15 protein-coding genes are annotated in these 15,580 nt (G+C 53.7%); 8 read left to right on the top strand and 7 right to left on the bottom strand.

The features are described from left to right. Positions 1-48 precede the first annotated feature (48 nt). Complete coding sequence (gene xylR / locus OOJ60_RS11845; RefSeq protein WP_205612605.1) at positions 49-1,227, bottom strand: D-xylose utilization transcriptional activator XylR; 1,179 nt, start codon at positions 1,225-1,227, stop codon at positions 49-51. Positions 1,228-1,555: 328 nt separating this feature from the next. Here xylR and xylA point away from each other — a divergent pair, with 328 nt between their 5' ends. From xylA to yiaB, 3 genes are all read left to right on the top strand, one after another. After that, entirely contained in the window at positions 1,556-2,878 is a 1,323-nt protein-coding gene (gene xylA, locus OOJ60_RS11840; protein WP_042286853.1) for a xylose isomerase, read from the top strand. Positions 2,879-2,977: 99 nt separating this feature from the next. Continuing rightward, positions 2,978-4,432 carry a xylulokinase gene (xylB, locus tag OOJ60_RS11835; RefSeq protein WP_205612604.1) on the top strand — a complete coding sequence of 485 codons (1,455 nt, stop codon included), beginning with the start codon at positions 2,978-2,980 and terminating at the stop codon, positions 4,430-4,432. A 171-nt stretch (positions 4,433-4,603) separates the two neighbouring features. Next, on the top strand, positions 4,604-4,948 hold the full coding sequence (gene yiaB, locus OOJ60_RS11830) for an inner membrane protein YiaB (protein ID WP_042286847.1): 345 nt from the start codon (positions 4,604-4,606) through the stop codon (positions 4,946-4,948). Between the two features lie 126 nt (positions 4,949-5,074). Here yiaB and OOJ60_RS11825 read toward each other — a convergent pair whose 3' ends face one another. Then, entirely contained in the window at positions 5,075-6,070 is a 996-nt protein-coding gene (locus tag OOJ60_RS11825) for an acyltransferase (RefSeq protein WP_205612603.1), read from the bottom strand. Between the two features lie 176 nt (positions 6,071-6,246). On the opposite strand from OOJ60_RS11825, the gene OOJ60_RS11820 reads away from it, so the two are divergent. The 4 genes from OOJ60_RS11820 (at position 6,247) to hokA (ending at position 10,116) form a co-directional block, all read left to right on the top strand. Further along, positions 6,247-6,549, top strand: a complete 303-nt coding sequence (locus OOJ60_RS11820) for a YsaB family lipoprotein (RefSeq protein WP_042286840.1) — start codon at positions 6,247-6,249, stop codon at positions 6,547-6,549. 95 nt (positions 6,550-6,644) lie between these two features. Continuing rightward, positions 6,645-7,556: a glycine--tRNA ligase subunit alpha gene (glyQ, locus tag OOJ60_RS11815; RefSeq protein WP_060570235.1), complete on the top strand. Its 912-nt coding sequence runs from the start codon at positions 6,645-6,647 to the stop codon at positions 7,554-7,556. A gap of 9 nt (positions 7,557-7,565) precedes the next feature. Beyond that, positions 7,566-9,635 (top strand): glycine--tRNA ligase subunit beta, encoded by a 2,070-nt coding sequence (glyS, locus tag OOJ60_RS11810; RefSeq protein WP_042286836.1) that lies wholly within the window; start codon positions 7,566-7,568, stop codon positions 9,633-9,635. A 328-nt stretch (positions 9,636-9,963) separates the two neighbouring features. Continuing rightward, entirely contained in the window at positions 9,964-10,116 is a 153-nt protein-coding gene (gene hokA, locus OOJ60_RS11805) for a type I toxin-antitoxin system toxin HokA (protein ID WP_120714894.1), read from the top strand. A 130-nt stretch (positions 10,117-10,246) separates the two neighbouring features. On the opposite strand, the gene cueP is transcribed toward hokA, so the two are convergent. From cueP to OOJ60_RS11785, 4 genes are all read right to left on the bottom strand, one after another. Continuing rightward, positions 10,247-10,786 (bottom strand): copper-binding periplasmic metallochaperone CueP, encoded by a 540-nt coding sequence (gene cueP / locus OOJ60_RS11800; protein ID WP_205612602.1) that lies wholly within the window; start codon positions 10,784-10,786, stop codon positions 10,247-10,249. Positions 10,787-10,949: 163 nt separating this feature from the next. Beyond that, complete coding sequence (gene cspE / locus OOJ60_RS11795; protein WP_000014594.1) at positions 10,950-11,162, bottom strand: transcription antiterminator/RNA stability regulator CspE; 213 nt, start codon at positions 11,160-11,162, stop codon at positions 10,950-10,952. Positions 11,163-11,434: 272 nt separating this feature from the next. Beyond that, complete coding sequence (locus OOJ60_RS11790; RefSeq protein ID WP_042286829.1) at positions 11,435-11,725, bottom strand: HTH-type transcriptional regulator; 291 nt, start codon at positions 11,723-11,725, stop codon at positions 11,435-11,437. Positions 11,726-11,977: 252 nt separating this feature from the next. Next, the gene (locus OOJ60_RS11785) at positions 11,978-13,348 is read right to left on the bottom strand and encodes an MFS transporter (protein ID WP_200035549.1); all 1,371 of its coding nucleotides are present in this window, start codon (positions 13,346-13,348) and stop codon (positions 11,978-11,980) included. A gap of 441 nt (positions 13,349-13,789) precedes the next feature. On the opposite strand from OOJ60_RS11785, the gene OOJ60_RS11780 reads away from it, so the two are divergent. After that, positions 13,790-14,500: a DUF3053 domain-containing protein gene (locus OOJ60_RS11780; RefSeq protein WP_205612601.1), complete on the top strand. Its 711-nt coding sequence runs from the start codon at positions 13,790-13,792 to the stop codon at positions 14,498-14,500. An 89-nt stretch (positions 14,501-14,589) separates the two neighbouring features. Here the strand turns inward: OOJ60_RS11780 and ghrB are convergent, their stop codons facing one another. Next, positions 14,590-15,564 (bottom strand): glyoxylate/hydroxypyruvate reductase GhrB, encoded by a 975-nt coding sequence (ghrB, locus tag OOJ60_RS11775; RefSeq protein WP_060570233.1) that lies wholly within the window; start codon positions 15,562-15,564, stop codon positions 14,590-14,592. Positions 15,565-15,580 lie beyond the last annotated feature (16 nt).

The following is a 15,580-nucleotide window of genomic DNA, read 5'->3' as shown; positions in this document are numbered from 1 at the left end:
GTTTTTTTTCGCCCTCCTGGCGATGCCTGATCTCACACGCGCCTCTCCTCACATCAATACTTCACTGTTCACATCGCGGTACTCTTTTGGCGTCGTACCATATTCTTTTTTGAACACGGAATAGAAATATTGTAGCGAAGGGTATCCACACATTTGGGAGATTTCGTTAATCGACAAGGTGGTGGAGATCAGCAGGCTCCGGGCTTTCTCCAGCTTTTCTGCATGGATCACGGCGTGAATCGTTTCGCCGACCTCCTCTTTAAAACGTTTTTCGAGATTTGAACGGGAAATGCCGACGGCATCCAGGACCTGCTCTACCTTAATGCCTTTGCAGGCGTGATTACGGATAAAATGCATAGCCTGAATCACCGCAGGGTCGGTAAGGGAACGGTAGTCCGTAGAGCGTCGTTCGACCACACGAACCGGCGGTACCAGAATCCGCTGGAGCGGCATTTCCTCATTCGCGAGCAGACGGTGCAGCAGCTTTGCGGCCTGATAGCCCATCTGCCGCGCCCCTTGCGCCACCGATGACAGCGCCACGCGGGACAGATAGCGGGTCAGCTCCTCGTTATCAATCCCAATTACGCACAGCTTTTCTGGCACCGGAATATGAAGATGCTCACACACCTGCAGGACATGGCGGGCGCGGGCGTCGGTCACCGCGATAATACCGGTTTGCGGCGGCAGGGTTTGCAGCCAGTCCGCCAGTCGATTCTGCGCGTGCTGCCACAGCTCCGGCGCGGTTTCCAGCCCCTGGTATACTACGCCCCGGTATTTTTCTTCCGCCACCAGTTGGCGGAAAGCGTGCTCGCGCTCCACGGCCCAGCGTTTCCCACTGGACGGCGGCAGTCCGTAAAAGGCGAAACGGTTGATGCCTTTCTCTTTCAGATGCAGGAAGGCGCTCTCGACCAGAGCATGGTTATCGGTGGCGATGTAATGTACCGGCGGGTAATTTTCCGCGAGGTGATAGGAGCCGCCTACGCCGACGATGGGAACGTCAACGTCGACCAGCAAACGCGCGATTTCCGCATCGTCGTAGTCGGCAATCACGCCATCGCCTAGCCATTCTTTGATGTTATCAATGCGGGCGCGAAAATCTTCTTCTATGAATATATCCCATTCAGACTGCGACGCTTGTAAATATTCACCGACACCCTCTACAACCTGGCGGTCATAGGCTTTATTCGCATTAAATAACAGGGTAATACGGTGACGTTTATCAAACATAAGAACATATCCTGAACAATGTGAACATGGGCTGGTCGATACTATCACTGGCGTGGCGCCATGCGAAATTGACCATAGCGAAACGAGGAAGGCAATTCTCATTTCTTATCTGGCGGTTACGGTTTTTTGTTTATTTCTCAACCTTCGAGCTGGATCGCTTTTTATCCCCCCTCATTTCTGCGGTTTTGCGCCTTTTTTTGGGAGCCAGCGCACATTTGGGTATTCTCTTAATGGCGGTGTGAAATAACGTAATTGAGCTCTAAATCGGGAAATTCCAGTATTAAGTCATCGCAATTACTCGCTGTATTACCTGATTACGGAGCTTATTATGCAGGCTTATTTTGACCAACTCGATCGTGTGCGTTTCGAAGGCGCCAAATCCACGAATCCTTTAGCGTTTCGTCATTACAATCCTGATGAAGTCGTGCTGGGCAAACGGATGGAAGATCATCTGCGCTTTGCTGCCTGCTACTGGCATACCTTCTGCTGGAACGGGGCGGATATGTTCGGCGTCGGCGCGTTCAACCGTCCGTGGCAGCAACCGGGTGAAGCGCTGGCGCTGGCAGAACGTAAAGCAGATGTCGCGTTTGAGTTTTTTCACAAGCTGAATGTTCCGTTCTACTGCTTCCACGATGTCGACGTTTCTCCGGAAGGCGCGTCGCTGAAAGAGTATAAAAACAACTTCGCCCACATGGTTGATGTGCTGGCCGCGAAACAAGAAGAAAGCGGCGTGAAGCTGCTGTGGGGCACCGCAAACTGCTTCACCAACCCACGTTACGGCGCAGGCGCAGCGACCAACCCGGACCCGGAGGTCTTCAGCTGGGCGGCCACGCAGGTGGTGACGGCGATGGAAGCCACTCATAAGCTGGGCGGCGAAAACTACGTGCTGTGGGGCGGTCGTGAAGGCTATGAAACCTTGCTGAACACCGACCTGCGTCAGGAACGCGAACAAATTGGCCGCTTCATGCAGATGGTCGTTGAGCACAAACACAAAATTGGCTTCCAGGGAACGCTGCTGATCGAGCCGAAACCGCAGGAGCCCACCAAGCATCAGTATGATTACGACGCGGCGACCGTCTATGGCTTCCTGAAGCAGTTCGGTCTGGAAAAAGAGATCAAACTGAATATTGAAGCGAACCACGCCACGCTGGCAGGCCACTCTTTCCATCATGAAATTGCAACCGCGATCGCGCTAGGCCTGTTCGGATCTGTTGATGCTAACCGCGGCGACGCGCAGTTGGGCTGGGATACCGACCAGTTCCCGAACAGCGTTGAGGAAAATGCGCTGGTCATGTATGAAATCCTGAAAGCGGGCGGCTTCACCACTGGGGGCCTGAACTTTGACGCCAAGGTCCGTCGTCAGAGCACCGACAAATACGATCTGTTCTACGGTCATATCGGCGCGATGGACACCATGGCGCTGTCGCTGAAAATCGCTGCGCGCATGATCGAAGATGGCGAGCTGGATAAACGCGTGGCGAAGCGTTATGCAGGCTGGAACAGCGAACTGGGTCAGCAGATCCTCAAAGGCCAGATGTCGTTAAGCGAACTGGCGCAGTATGCTGAACAGCATAACCTGGCGCCGGTTCATCAGAGTGGACATCAGGAGCAGTTGGAAAACCTGGTGAACTATTATCTGTTCGACAAATAAGCGTTTTTGCCGGGCGGCGCTCTGTTTGCCCGGCCTACGGTTGTTGTAGGCCCGGTGAGCTTCGCGCTGCCGGGCCTTTTCATTGAAGGAACCCACAACATGTATATCGGGATCGATCTTGGCACCTCGGGCGTGAAGGCTATTTTGCTCAACGAGCAGGGCGAGGTTGTGGCATCGCAAACGGAAAAGCTCACCGTCTCTCGTCCCCACCCGCTTTGGTCTGAGCAGGACCCCGAGCAGTGGTGGCTGGCGACCGACCGCGCCATAAAGGCGCTCGGCAAGCAACATTCGTTGCGCAATGTTAAAGCGTTGGGGATTGCCGGACAAATGCACGGCGCGACGTTACTTGACGCCCGACAGCGCGTTTTGCGTCCCGCCATTTTATGGAACGACGGGCGCTGCGGCGAAGAATGCGCGCTACTGGAGACGCAGGTTCCGCAGTCGCGTGAAATCACCGGCAACCTGATGATGCCCGGCTTTACCGCGCCGAAGCTGCTCTGGGTGAAGCGCCATGAGCCGGATATTTTCCGCCAGGTGGCGAAAGTGCTGCTGCCGAAGGATTATCTGCGTTTACGTATGACGGGCGAGTTTGCCAGCGATATGTCGGATGCGGCGGGAACAATGTGGCTGGATGTTGAAAAGCGCGACTGGAGCGACGTGATGCTGAATGCCTGCGGCCTGAGCCGTGACCATATGCCCACGCTGTTTGAAGGCAGCGACATCAGCGGAACGCTGCTACCAGAGATCGCGATGGCGTGGGGAATGCCGTCGGTATCGGTTGTCGCGGGTGGCGGAGACAATGCGGCGGGGGCTGTGGGCGTCGGGATGATTGATGCCAATCAGGCCATGCTGTCGCTGGGTACCTCCGGGGTTTATTTTGCTGTCAGCGAAGGATTTCTTAGCAAGCCGGAAAGTGCCGTGCACAGCTTCTGTCACGCGTTGCCGGGCCGCTGGCATTTGATGTCGGTGATGCTGAGCGCGGCGTCCTGCCTTGATTGGGCGGCAAAACTCACCGGGCTGGAAACCGTCCCTGCACTGTTGGCGGCGGCCCAGAAAGCGGATGACAGCGCCGATCCCGTCTGGTTTTTACCGTATCTTTCCGGCGAGCGGACGCCGCATAACAATCCACAGGCGAAGGGGGTTTTCTTTGGTCTGACGCACCAGCACGGTCCGGCTGAACTGGCGCGCGCGGTGCTGGAAGGGGTAGGTTATGCGCTGGCCGACGGGATGGATGTCGTGCATGCCTGCGGCGTGAAGCCGCAAGGCATTACGCTTATCGGCGGCGGCGCGCGTAGCGCCTGGTGGCGACAAATGCTGGCAGATATCAGCGGATTGCAGTTGGATTACCGCACGGGGGGCGATGTCGGGCCAGCGCTTGGCGCAGCCCGTCTGGCGCAGATCGCCGTCAATCCGGAGACGCCGTTATCTGAGCTGCTGCCGGAGCTGCCGCTGGAACAAACGCATCTGCCTGACGCACAGCGTCATACGCTTTATCAGCAGCGACGCGAAACGTTCCGCCGTCTTTATCAACAGTTACATCCCCTGATGTCCTGATCGCACTCCCTCCTGTATACAGGAGGGATTTATTCTGCGTATAGAAATGATTTATCTATAAATTATTTATATGAATTTATTCTTAAATTCTTTCACTTAAGTCTTTTTTAATTGTTGTTCCTGTCGGGTTATCCCTAATCTGCATAACACGCGTTGGATAAGGAGATCCCAGTGAAAGGCGCAACGTTGATTGCATGGCTGTTATGTATTTCAGGCACGTTGACTTACGTTATTGGCCTATGGCGAGCATGCCCGTTACTCAGTGGAAAAGGCTATTTTCTCGGGGTGCTGATGACCGCATGGTTTGTCACATGGGTTTATCTACGAGAAATGACGCGTGGTCAACTTGACGAACGCTTTATTGTCGTCTGCAAACTGGTGGCATTAATTACGATGGGTTTATTTTGCGTCGGAATTATGAATGCGCCGCTCACGACAGTGGAGAAAGTGATTCACCCCATTGCTCTCTTTGTCAGTCTTCTGGGGTTTGTTCGTCTCATACGTGCGTCAGATTAGTAAAATAATGATTTTATTATTGTGGTGCCTGACCTGTTTATTATTGCGGCGATTGAAACGCCGTCTTGCCTGAAGTCGTTAATACTTACTCTCTACGCCCGGTCAGCACAGACCGGGCGTTTTGTTTCAGCTAACCAGTCGGCGGGTATCGACCCGCTGCAACAGCATTGACAGCAGTAAACTGACGCAAAGCGTTGCGCTAAAAATCCACAGCATGTCCAGCGGCGGCCAGCGTTTGATCTCCAGGCCGCTGGTGCGCAACGCGTGAATGATCAACGCATGGAACCCGTAAATGCCCAGCGAATGGCGGGAGATCAGCCCAAGCCCCGGAAGCGTTCCGCCATTCAGCGTGTTTTTAACCAGCGTCAGTAGCGCGATGGCGCAGATAAACACCATTGGCCCACAATAAAGATACCAGGTATCAGCGAAATTACCGCGCCACTGTAGCTCGTGCAGCGTGCCACGAGAAATAACCCCGACGGCGACAATAAATACCACGGCGCTTAGCCAACTTAGCGCCCGTTTTTGTGTCTCCATCATGCCGATCGCACGTCCCAACATGCCATAGAGGATGTAATAGAAGGTGTCGCCGTTGATATACAAATTGATGGGCAACCATTCAACCCCGCCGATTTTTTGCGGTACGGTATTGGGGTTGGCGACAATCCCTGTCACGACCATCAGCACCAGCAGCATCTTGCCGCTGACGTTTTTTACCTGGATCAGCGGTGAAACCAGGTAGATCACGGCGATCGCAAAGAAAAACCACAGATGATAGAACACCGGTTTTTGCAGCAGATTTTTGAGAGAAAGCTCAGCGTTAATAGAGGTAAACAGCGTGATGTATGCCAACGCGACGCCGCTGTAGAACAAAAGGCACAGGGCGATGCGCACGAAATGGCGCTTTTGTGCGCTGCGTTCGCCAAAAAAGAGGTAACCTGAAATCATAAAAAACAGCGGTACGCTGACGCGGGAAGCGGAATTCAGGATATTCGCGAGATCCCAGTTCGCGGGGCTGACGCTGTGGGCGTTGGTGATGTACCAGGTCGTGGTATGGATCATCACCACCATCAAACAGGCGATCCCTCGCAGGTTGTCAATCCAGAAAATTTTGGGCTGCATCAGTTCCTCTGTTTCGATGTTAAAAAAGGTCTGACTCACATTTCATCAGCCTGTCTTGTTGGAAAAATCTGAGTTTTTACGCTAAAGCTTGTGATGGCCCGATAGGGTTCGCAAAAATATGTTTGCCCTGCACCGTAATAATAATAAAACGTTCTCATCCACCAGGCGGTAATAAAATGATGATAAAGCCACTCTTTTCAGCCGTTGTCTTCGTCATGCTGACGGGCTGCGCCGTGACGCCGCCACCGCCGCAAAAGGCGCAGCAGGCTAAAATGAGCCCAACGCGCTCGCTGGATATGGAAGCGCTCTGCAAAGATCAGGCGGCCCGACGTTACAACACGGACACGAAAGAAATTGATGTCACCGGCTTCGAACAGTTTCAGGCAAGCTATGAGATGCGCGGTTATACCTTCCGTAAAGAGAGTTTTGTCTGCTCTTTTGATGCGGATGGGCAGTTTTTACATCTTTCCATGCGCTAAGCCCTGCCTTTTTCCCGTTACGTACTGTATATCTTGCAGTCAGCGGGTATACTGGACCCTTCCTTTAAATCCACACGTATCCAGCACGAAATAATATGCAAAAGTTTGATACCAGGACCTTCCAGGGCTTGATCCTGACCTTACAGGATTACTGGGCTCGCCAGGGCTGTACCATTGTTCAACCATTGGACATGGAAGTCGGCGCGGGAACTTCTCATCCCATGACCTGCCTGCGCGCGCTGGGGCCAGAACCGATGGCGACTGCTTATGTGCAGCCTTCTCGTCGTCCGACCGATGGTCGTTATGGCGAAAACCCGAACCGTTTACAGCACTATTACCAGTTCCAGGTGGTGATTAAGCCGTCTCCGGACAACATTCAGGAACTGTATCTTGGCTCGCTGAAAGAACTGGGTATGGACCCGACCATCCACGATATCCGTTTCGTTGAAGATAACTGGGAAAACCCGACGCTGGGCGCCTGGGGTCTTGGCTGGGAAGTGTGGCTGAACGGTATGGAAGTGACGCAGTTCACTTACTTCCAGCAGGTTGGCGGCCTGGAGTGTAAGCCGGTTACCGGTGAGATCACCTACGGCCTGGAACGTCTGGCGATGTACATTCAGGGCGTAGACAGCGTTTATGACCTGGTCTGGAGCGACGGCCCGTTGGGTAAAACCACCTACGGCGACGTGTTCCATCAAAACGAAGTGGAGCAATCCACCTATAACTTCGAATACGCGGATGTGGATTTTCTCTTTACCTGCTTCGAGCAGTACGAGAAAGAAGCGCAGCAGCTGCTGGCGCTGGAAAACCCGCTGCCGCTACCCGCTTACGAGCGTATTCTGAAGGCCGCCCATAGCTTCAACCTGCTGGATGCGCGTAAAGCCATCTCCGTCACCGAGCGTCAGCGCTACATTCTGCGCATTCGCACCCTGACCAAAGCAGTGGCAGAAGCTTACTACGCTTCCCGTGAAGCCCTCGGCTTCCCGATGTGCAATAAAGACAACTAAGAGGCGGCCATGTCTGAGAAAACTTTTCTAGTGGAAATTGGCACTGAAGAGCTGCCACCAAAAGCCCTGCGCAGCCTGGCTGAGTCCTTTGCTGCGAACGTCACTGCGGAGCTGGATAACGCTGGCCTCGCACACGGCAACGTTGAATGGTTTGCCGCGCCGCGCCGTCTGGCGCTGAAAGTGGCGAACCTTGCGGAGTCCCAACCCGATCGCGAAGTGGAAAAACGCGGTCCGGCGATTGCGCAGGCTTTCGATGCAGAAGGCAATCCGAGCAAAGCGGCTGAAGGCTGGGCGCGCGGCTGCGGTATCACCGTCGACCAGGCCGAGCGTCTGACCACGGACAAAGGCGAATGGCTGCTGTATCGCGCTCATGTGAAAGGCGAGCGCGCCGAAGTATTGCTGCCGAACATGATCGCCACGTCTTTGACGAAGTTGCCGATTCCGAAACTGATGCGTTGGGGCGCGTCTGACGTCCATTTCGTGCGTCCGGTTCATACGGTAACGCTGTTGTTGGGCGACAAGGTGCTGCCGGCAACGATTCTGGGTATCCAGTCCGATCGCGTGATTCGCGGTCATCGCTTTATGGGCGAGCCAGAATTCACCATCGACAATGCCGATCAGTATCCGCAAATTTTGCTGGAGCGCGGTAAAGTCATGGCCGACTATGAAGCGCGTAAAGCGAAAATCAAAGCTGACGCCATTGAGGCGGCGCGCAACATTGGCGGTAACGCCGACCTGAGCGAAAGCCTGCTGGAAGAAGTCACCTCGCTGGTGGAATGGCCGGTGGTGCTGACCGCGAAGTTCGAAGAGAAATTCCTTGCGGTGCCGTCTGAAGCGCTGGTTTACACCATGAAAGGCGACCAGAAATACTTCCCGGTTTACGCGAATGACGGCAAACTGCTGCCGAACTTTATCTTCGTCGCCAACATCGAATCCAAAGATCCTCAGCAGATCATCTCCGGTAATGAGAAGGTGGTTCGCCCGCGTCTGGCGGATGCGGAGTTCTTCTTCAATACCGACCGTAAAAAACGTCTGGAAGATCATCTGCCGCGTCTGCAAACCGTGTTGTTTCAGCAGCAACTGGGTACGCTGCGTGACAAAACCGATCGCATTCAGGCGCTGGCTGGCTGGATTGCCGGTCAGATTGGCGCAGACGTGAATCACGCGACCCGGGCGGGCCTGCTGTCAAAATGCGACCTGATGACCAATATGGTCTTTGAGTTCACTGACACTCAGGGCGTCATGGGCATGCACTATGCTCGCCACGACGGCGAAGCAGAAGATGTGGCTGTCGCGCTGAACGAGCAGTATCAGCCGCGCTTTGCGGGCGACGCGCTGCCGTCTAATCTGGTAGCCTGCGCGCTGGCGATTGCGGACAAAATGGACACTCTGGCGGGTATCTTTGGCATTGGTCAGCATCCGAAAGGAGATAAAGATCCGTTCGCGCTGCGTCGAGCCGCGCTGGGCGTACTGCGCATCATCGTCGAGAAAAACCTGAATCTGGATCTACAGACACTGACCGAAGAAGCGGCGCGTTTGTATGGCGACAAGCTGACCAACGCGAACGTCGTGGACGATGTGATCGACTTTATGCTCGGTCGTTTCCGCGCCTGGTACCAGGATGAAGGTTATAGCGTTGACACCATTCAGGCGGTACTGGCGCGTCGTCCGACGCGTCCGGCAGACTTTGACGCGCGTATGAAGGCCGTCTCACACTTCCGTACGCTGGAAGCCGCGTCGGCGCTGGCGGCAGCAAACAAGCGTGTCTCCAATATTCTGGCGAAGTCTGATGAAACGCTGAATGACATTGTTCACGCATCCGTACTGAAAGAGGCGGCGGAAATGGCACTGGCCAGAGACCTGGTGGTACTGCGTGACAAGCTGCAGCCATACTTTGCCGAAGGTCGCTACCAGGACGCGCTGATTGAGCTGGCTTCCCTGCGTCAACCGGTGGATGAGTTCTTTGAGAATGTGATGGTCAATGCGGAAGACAAAGAGGTGCGTATCAACCGTCTGACGCTGCTGTCTAAACTCCGTGAGCTGTTCCTGCAAGTCGCGGATATTTCGCTGCTGCAATAAGCGAATCGTTAATAATAAAAAGCCTGCCATTGCGCGGGCTTTTTTATTGTCAAAAAATGATTAATAGAATCGCTAATAATATTCTGCTAAATGACAATGTATAATTCATTGAGCGGAAGAAAATACTTTAGGAATTTATTAACGAAGGCAAACACGATATTTGCAGTAGAATGCAGACGGGTGCTTGAGACTGGCTGTCTCAGGTATTCACCAGATGGCAGACAGAGAAAAGCCCCACCTGACAATAAATCAAAGTGAGGCCGCCTCTATGCTTCAACACCATAAGAGTAGCCTCTTACCTGTTGAAAATCAACACCGGAGGCTGATGATGCCGCAAAGATGTATATTGTGCAGTTTAATAGTGATATGTCTCACTATTTTATTATTTACCTGGATGGTTCGTGATTCATTATGCGAATTACATATCAGACAGGGAAATAATGAACTGGCGGCGTTTTTAGCCTGTGAAGTGAAACAGTAAGAGCATCTGGCGGGGCGTTGTCCCCGCCATTCTTCTGGTGTGAAGCATTCTCAATGCACCCTTTTACTCTTTGCGTTACTGTGTTTTTCGCCCGATCGGCATAGCGCTATCGGGCATTATCATTATGCGTTTATTGTAACTGCAATTCCGTCAGACAGGTCTGGCTGTCTTCTCGTGTCGCAAAAGCATGAGACGCCATTTTCCCGTTGTAGCTCACCTCGATTATCCCTTCCATATTGCGCGGCAGCCACACGCCGATAAAGCCGTTCTGATGGCTTTTCATCGGTTTCTCAATTAGCACATCGCCTTTGCTGTCCGTGATTTTGACGTTAAATGTGGTGTCAGGCATTTCCCCCTGGCAGCCGGAGAGGCTGTGGTTAAAGCAGGGATGGGTCTGGCGCTGGTAGGGCGCAAAGGAAAGATAAAACTTTTCGCCCAACGGCAGTGTATACGACTGCTCGCCGGAAGAGAGTTTCAGCGCCGTACTGGTAATGGAGGCAGACAGGGGGAGCGGGCGCGCCTGCGGCGTCTGGTCAAGCGCATCGACCATCTGTTCGACGGTTTTACCGGCAAGCCCATGTTCCGCCAGGAAAGCGGCTTGAGGAGAAGCAGCGAAAACAGTGCCGCTGGCGAACAGGCCCAGCGTCAACAGCAGAGGACGTATAGACATTGTATCAATTCCATGTGAAAAGAAAGGATATCACTATAAAGCTTTCCCTAAGGGGAAGGTCAAAGCCAGACGAGGTAAAGTAATGCAAAGACAGGAGGGCAGGACGGAGATAAAAAAAATCCCCGCCGTCTGGCAGGGATTCTGAATACTGAGCTTTTAAAGCTTACAGGCTGGTTACGTTGCCAGCTGCCGGGCCTTTAGCGCCGCTTTCGATGGTGAAGGAAACTTTCTGACCTTCATCCAGAGATTTGTAGCCATCGTTCTGGATAGCAGAGAAGTGTACGAACACGTCTTTAGAGCCATCGTCAGGAGTGATGAAGCCGAAGCCTTTGTCAGCGTTGAACCATTTTACGATACCAGTCATTTTACCGGACATAGTGTATTACCTTTTAAAAAATAAGTGTGCCTTTCGGCGATATGGCGTGCTTTACAGATTTTTTAAGCGTTAAAGGAAATGCGCACTACGAGGGGTATCAACGATAACTCTTGAAGGGGACTGCCTTACTAAACTGCTTTAATGGTCTGTACGTCAAACCGTTGAACGCATTAACTCATGTAACGCCGGGTGATGCAACTTTTATTTTACTTCTTTCTGCTTTATGGTCGAAAAACGGTCCTGAAACAGGACCGTTCATCCTAAGAGACAGGTCATTCCATCAACTGCTTACTGAGCGCCGGGTTAGCTTGTATCAGGCGCATCAGCTTCAATTCGGTACTCGAAGGCTTCACGCGTTTCGATTCCCATTCCTGAACCATGGCGACAGACACGCCTAACGCTCTGGCGAAATCGTCAATTTTAAGTCCGCTGCCCCGTCTGCACTGTTCAATGTCAGTGAGGGAGGCGGATTTTTGCGTCAGGGTCGTTCTCGGCAATTCATCTTTAAAAACAATTTGTTCCAGGCTGCTCAGCAGCTCAAACATCGGATCTTTATATTCCATTTAGAACTCCTGTAAATCACACAGCGGGATCGTGAATTTCATCGAAGCCAGTTAAGAATAGTCGTAAAAGAGAAAGTTTGTGGGCCGTCACAGTTTTTAGTGGATGAAAAGACACGTTTCAGCGCCGCGCAGGATTATTTTGTAGCCTGCTAAGTATCTGATAATGAGCGGATTACGCTACGGTAAAGGACGTATTGTAAAGATTGCAAAAATATGACGCTTCCCGACAGGCGCGCACCTGTCGGGAAAACATCAGGCTTTTTGCGTGGCGTTGCCCGGTTCTTTTGCCGTCCCCGGCGAGGTGGAGAGCTGGCGATTACCCACCCAATATTTCACCATCAGGGCGAAGGCGGAAACCAGCGCAGGGATCGCCAGGAAGGTGAAAATGGTTTCAAAAGCCAATTGCGCCTGCATCAGGAACGCGCCGCTAAACGCGCCAAGAATGCCGCCGAAGCGTCCCAGACCCAGCATCCATGCCACGCCGGTGGCGCGCCCCTGAGTCGGATAAAACCCGGCGGCCAGCGCGGGCATGGACGATTGCGCACCATTCATTATCGTCCCGGCGATAAAGACCATCACGCCCATCAATACCAGACTGCTGGTAGAGAACCCGACCAGGCAGACGAACACCCCGGTCAGCAGCCAGCCCACCGCCACCACTTTGTTCGGGTTGAACTTATCCATTAACGCGCCGAGCACCAGAACGCCAATACCGCCGCCCAATGGGAAGAGGGCGGTAATAATCGACGCCTGGCTCAGGGTCGCGCCCGTTTCGCGGATCAGCAGCGGCAGCCAACTGGTCAACAGATAAAAAATCAGCAGACCCATAAAGTAGGTCAGACAGAGCATGACTGTCCCGAGCGCATAGCGCGGTGAGAAGATCACGCCCAGCGCCGATTTCTCTTTTACCTGGCCGGTTTCATGCAACACAAAATGGGTGGCGTCGGGAACGGGGGCGATGCGGCGCAGAATCGCGCCAATTTGCTGTTGGGATCTGTTTTTAACCACCAGATAACGGGCCGATTCCGGCAGCAGAAACACCAGTATTACCGCCAGCGCCAGCGGCATCACGCCGCCGAGGATCAGTACGCTCTGCCAGCCGTAGTGTGGTATTAACCACGCAGAGATAAAGCCACCCATTGATGAGCCGATCGGAAAGCCGACAAACATCAGGTTCACCAGCAGCGCGCGGCGGCGCTCCGGGGCATATTCGCTCATTAAGGTGGCGGCATTCGGCATCGCCGCCCCCAGCCCCAGCCCGGTTAAAAAACGCAGCGCGGTCAACTGATTGAGCGAACTGGCAAAGGCGGTCAGCAGGCTGAAGCCGCCGAAGACGATGATCGACATGATCAGCACCTTTTTGCGGCCAATCCGGTCCGCCATCGGACCTGCAGTCAGCGCCCCGACGGCGAGGCCGACCAGCGCAGCGCTCATGACTGGCCCGAGCGCGGATTTTTCCACGCCCCATTCGGAAACCAGATCGGAGGCAATGAAGCCAATAATGGCGGTGTCGAATCCGTCCATCGCGACGGTCACAAAGCACAGCACGAGAATCATCCACTGGTATTTCGAGAAAGGATGCTCGTTAATAAACGCTTGAATATCAGTCGTTCTGTTTGTCATGCGGTTATTCCTGCAAAAGCAAGGCGGGGGGACAGAGGCTTTTTTATATTCTCCACCGCAGGCGTTGAAATTGAATGTGCGATTATCGAACATTTATTCGTTAATCGTTCGTTTAATCAAAACATTGAAGTGACGCCTGGGCAATCGTTCCGCCGTGGTTAACGTGCGATAATCGGTCGAATTAGCCGGATATTGTCGGTAAACGGAGTAAAAGCGCTGATAAATCATAGTGCTATTTCTGTACCGCGCCATTCTTCTGACCGCGGTAATTGTGATGTAATTAACAATAAAGTAACAAGTCAGGGAAGGATGTCTGGTGATATAAATTCCGCCACAAGATTATGCAGAAGGGGTATCCTGCGAAGCTGACCTGGACTATCCTTGTGAGCGTTAGGCACGCGTATTGCGTTGTGCGCATTTTTGGGTGAAAGGAGTATAAAAATGGCGACAGGTAAGTCCTGCTCTCGCTGGTTTGCGCCTCTTGCGGCGTTATTAATGGTAGTTAGCCTGAGTGGGTGTTTTGATAAAGAAGGCGATCAGCGTAAAGCGTTTATCGATTTTCTGCAGAATACGGTGATGCGTAGCGGTGAGCGCTTACCGACACTGACTGCCGATCAGAAAAAAACATTCGGTCCGTTTGTATCTGATTACGCGATTTTGTACGGCTATTCGCAGCAGGTGAATCAGGCGATGGACGCCGGTCTGCGCCCGGTCGTTGATAGCGTAAACGCCATCCGTGTGCCGCAGGATTATGTCACGCAACGCGGGCCTCTGCGCGACTTAAACGGTTCGCTGGGCGTATTGGGCCAACAGCTACAGAACGCGAAGCTGCAGGCCGATGCGGCGCATGGCGCGCTGAAACAGGGCGACGATCTGAAGCCGGTGTTCGATCAGGCGTATAAAAAAGTGGTAACTACTCCAGCCGAGGCGTTACAGCCGCTGATCCCGGCCGCGCAAATCTTTACCCAGCAACTGGTGCAGGTGGGCGATTTTATCGCGCAGCAGGACACCCAGGTGAGCTTCGTGGCGAATGGTATTCAGTTCCCGACTTCGCAGCAGGCAAGCCAGTACAATACATTGATTGGACCGCTGGCTTCGCAGCACCAGGCTTTTAACCAGGCCTGGAGTGCGGCGGTGAATGCCGTTCAGTAACCGTTAAAAGCCCGAGGGCGAAGTGGCCGGTCGGGCCAGTTCACACCCCTGCCGGACGAGGCGACGCCGCCCTCCGGCAGGGGTATCCATTACCCCGCCACCTGCGGATTCACGCAGTTCTTCCTGACCTTTCCTTGCAGTGCGTCAAGCAAATTATCCACCGCGCAGGCCGCCATGTTGTAGCGGGTTTCATGCGTTGCCGAGCCGATATGCGGTACCGCCACGACGTTGTGCATTGACAGCAATGGAGAGTCAACCGGCAGCGGCTCCTGTTCAAACACATCCAGACCGGCGGCCTGAATCTCACCGTTTTGCAGGGCGGTCACCAGCGCCTTTTCGTCGACCACCGGACCGCGCCCGGCATTAATGAAAATAGCCGAACGCTTCATATGGGCGAACTGTTCCGCGCCAAACAGATGATGCGTTTCGTCGGTCAGCGGCAGGATCAGACAGACAAAATCTGCTTCCTGCACTAGCGTATCAAGATCGCAGTAACGCGCGTTGAAACGTTCTTCCGCTTCGGGATGGCGGCGGCGGGCGTTGTAAAGAACCGGCATACTGAAGCCAAAATGCGCACGCTGCGCCAGCGCGAGACCAATACGTCCCATACCGACGATCCCCAGCGTTTTATGGTGTACATCAGTGCCAAACCAGTCAGGGCCAATACTTTTGGTCCATTGGCCCGCTTTAACGCGTTCGGCGACGTCCACCACCCGGCGGGCGGTCGCCAGCACCAGCGCCATGATCGTGTCGGCCACGGTCTCCGTCAGTACGGTCGGCGTGTGCATCAGCAGCACGTTACGCGCGTTCAGCGCCTCCACGTCAAAATTGTCGTAACCAACGGAAATGGTTGAGGCGGCACGCAACCTCGGCATCTTCTCCAGCAGCGCGCTGTCGACGGTTTGACTGGAGCCGAGCAGACCTTCCGCGTTGGCAAACGCCTGGGCGTACTGTTCAACCGTCTCCGGGCGCAGATTCGGCACCTGGGTAACGGTGACATGTTCTTCCAGGCGGTGCAGTAAATCGTCGGGTAACGCTTTATAGAGAATAATGGACGGCTTCATACGACTCTCCATGAAT

The organism is Citrobacter sp. R4, from assembly GCF_026719175.1.
GTDB lineage: Bacteria > Pseudomonadota > Gammaproteobacteria > Enterobacterales > Enterobacteriaceae > Citrobacter_A > Citrobacter_A sedlakii.
The sequence above is the reverse complement of the archived record's forward strand: the minus strand, read 5'-3'. Positions and strand labels throughout refer to the sequence as shown.

What these genes read in the sequence shown, in the direction of transcription:
- xylB (WP_205612604.1), top strand. Translation starts at nt 2,978, where the DNA reads ATGTATATCGGGATCGATCTTGGCACCTCGGGCGTGAAGGCTATTTTG.
- cspE (WP_000014594.1), bottom strand. Translation starts at nt 11,162, where the DNA reads ATGTCCGGTAAAATGACTGGTATCGTAAAATGGTTCAACGCTGACAAA.
- OOJ60_RS11785 (WP_200035549.1), bottom strand. Translation starts at nt 13,348, where the DNA reads ATGACAAACAGAACGACTGATATTCAAGCGTTTATTAACGAGCATCCT.
- ghrB (WP_060570233.1), bottom strand. Translation starts at nt 15,564, where the DNA reads ATGAAGCCGTCCATTATTCTCTATAAAGCGTTACCCGACGATTTACTG.
- OOJ60_RS11780 (WP_205612601.1), top strand. Translation starts at nt 13,790, where the DNA reads ATGGCGACAGGTAAGTCCTGCTCTCGCTGGTTTGCGCCTCTTGCGGCG.
- xylR (WP_205612605.1), bottom strand. Translation starts at nt 1,227, where the DNA reads ATGTTTGATAAACGTCACCGTATTACCCTGTTATTTAATGCGAATAAA.
- glyS (WP_042286836.1), top strand. Translation starts at nt 7,566, where the DNA reads ATGTCTGAGAAAACTTTTCTAGTGGAAATTGGCACTGAAGAGCTGCCA.
- OOJ60_RS11825 (WP_205612603.1), bottom strand. Translation starts at nt 6,070, where the DNA reads ATGCAGCCCAAAATTTTCTGGATTGACAACCTGCGAGGGATCGCCTGT.
- OOJ60_RS11790 (WP_042286829.1), bottom strand. Translation starts at nt 11,725, where the DNA reads ATGGAATATAAAGATCCGATGTTTGAGCTGCTGAGCAGCCTGGAACAA.
- OOJ60_RS11820 (WP_042286840.1), top strand. Translation starts at nt 6,247, where the DNA reads ATGATGATAAAGCCACTCTTTTCAGCCGTTGTCTTCGTCATGCTGACG.
- xylA (WP_042286853.1), top strand. Translation starts at nt 1,556, where the DNA reads ATGCAGGCTTATTTTGACCAACTCGATCGTGTGCGTTTCGAAGGCGCC.
- hokA (WP_120714894.1), top strand. Translation starts at nt 9,964, where the DNA reads ATGCCGCAAAGATGTATATTGTGCAGTTTAATAGTGATATGTCTCACT.
- glyQ (WP_060570235.1), top strand. Translation starts at nt 6,645, where the DNA reads ATGCAAAAGTTTGATACCAGGACCTTCCAGGGCTTGATCCTGACCTTA.
- cueP (WP_205612602.1), bottom strand. Translation starts at nt 10,786, where the DNA reads ATGTCTATACGTCCTCTGCTGTTGACGCTGGGCCTGTTCGCCAGCGGC.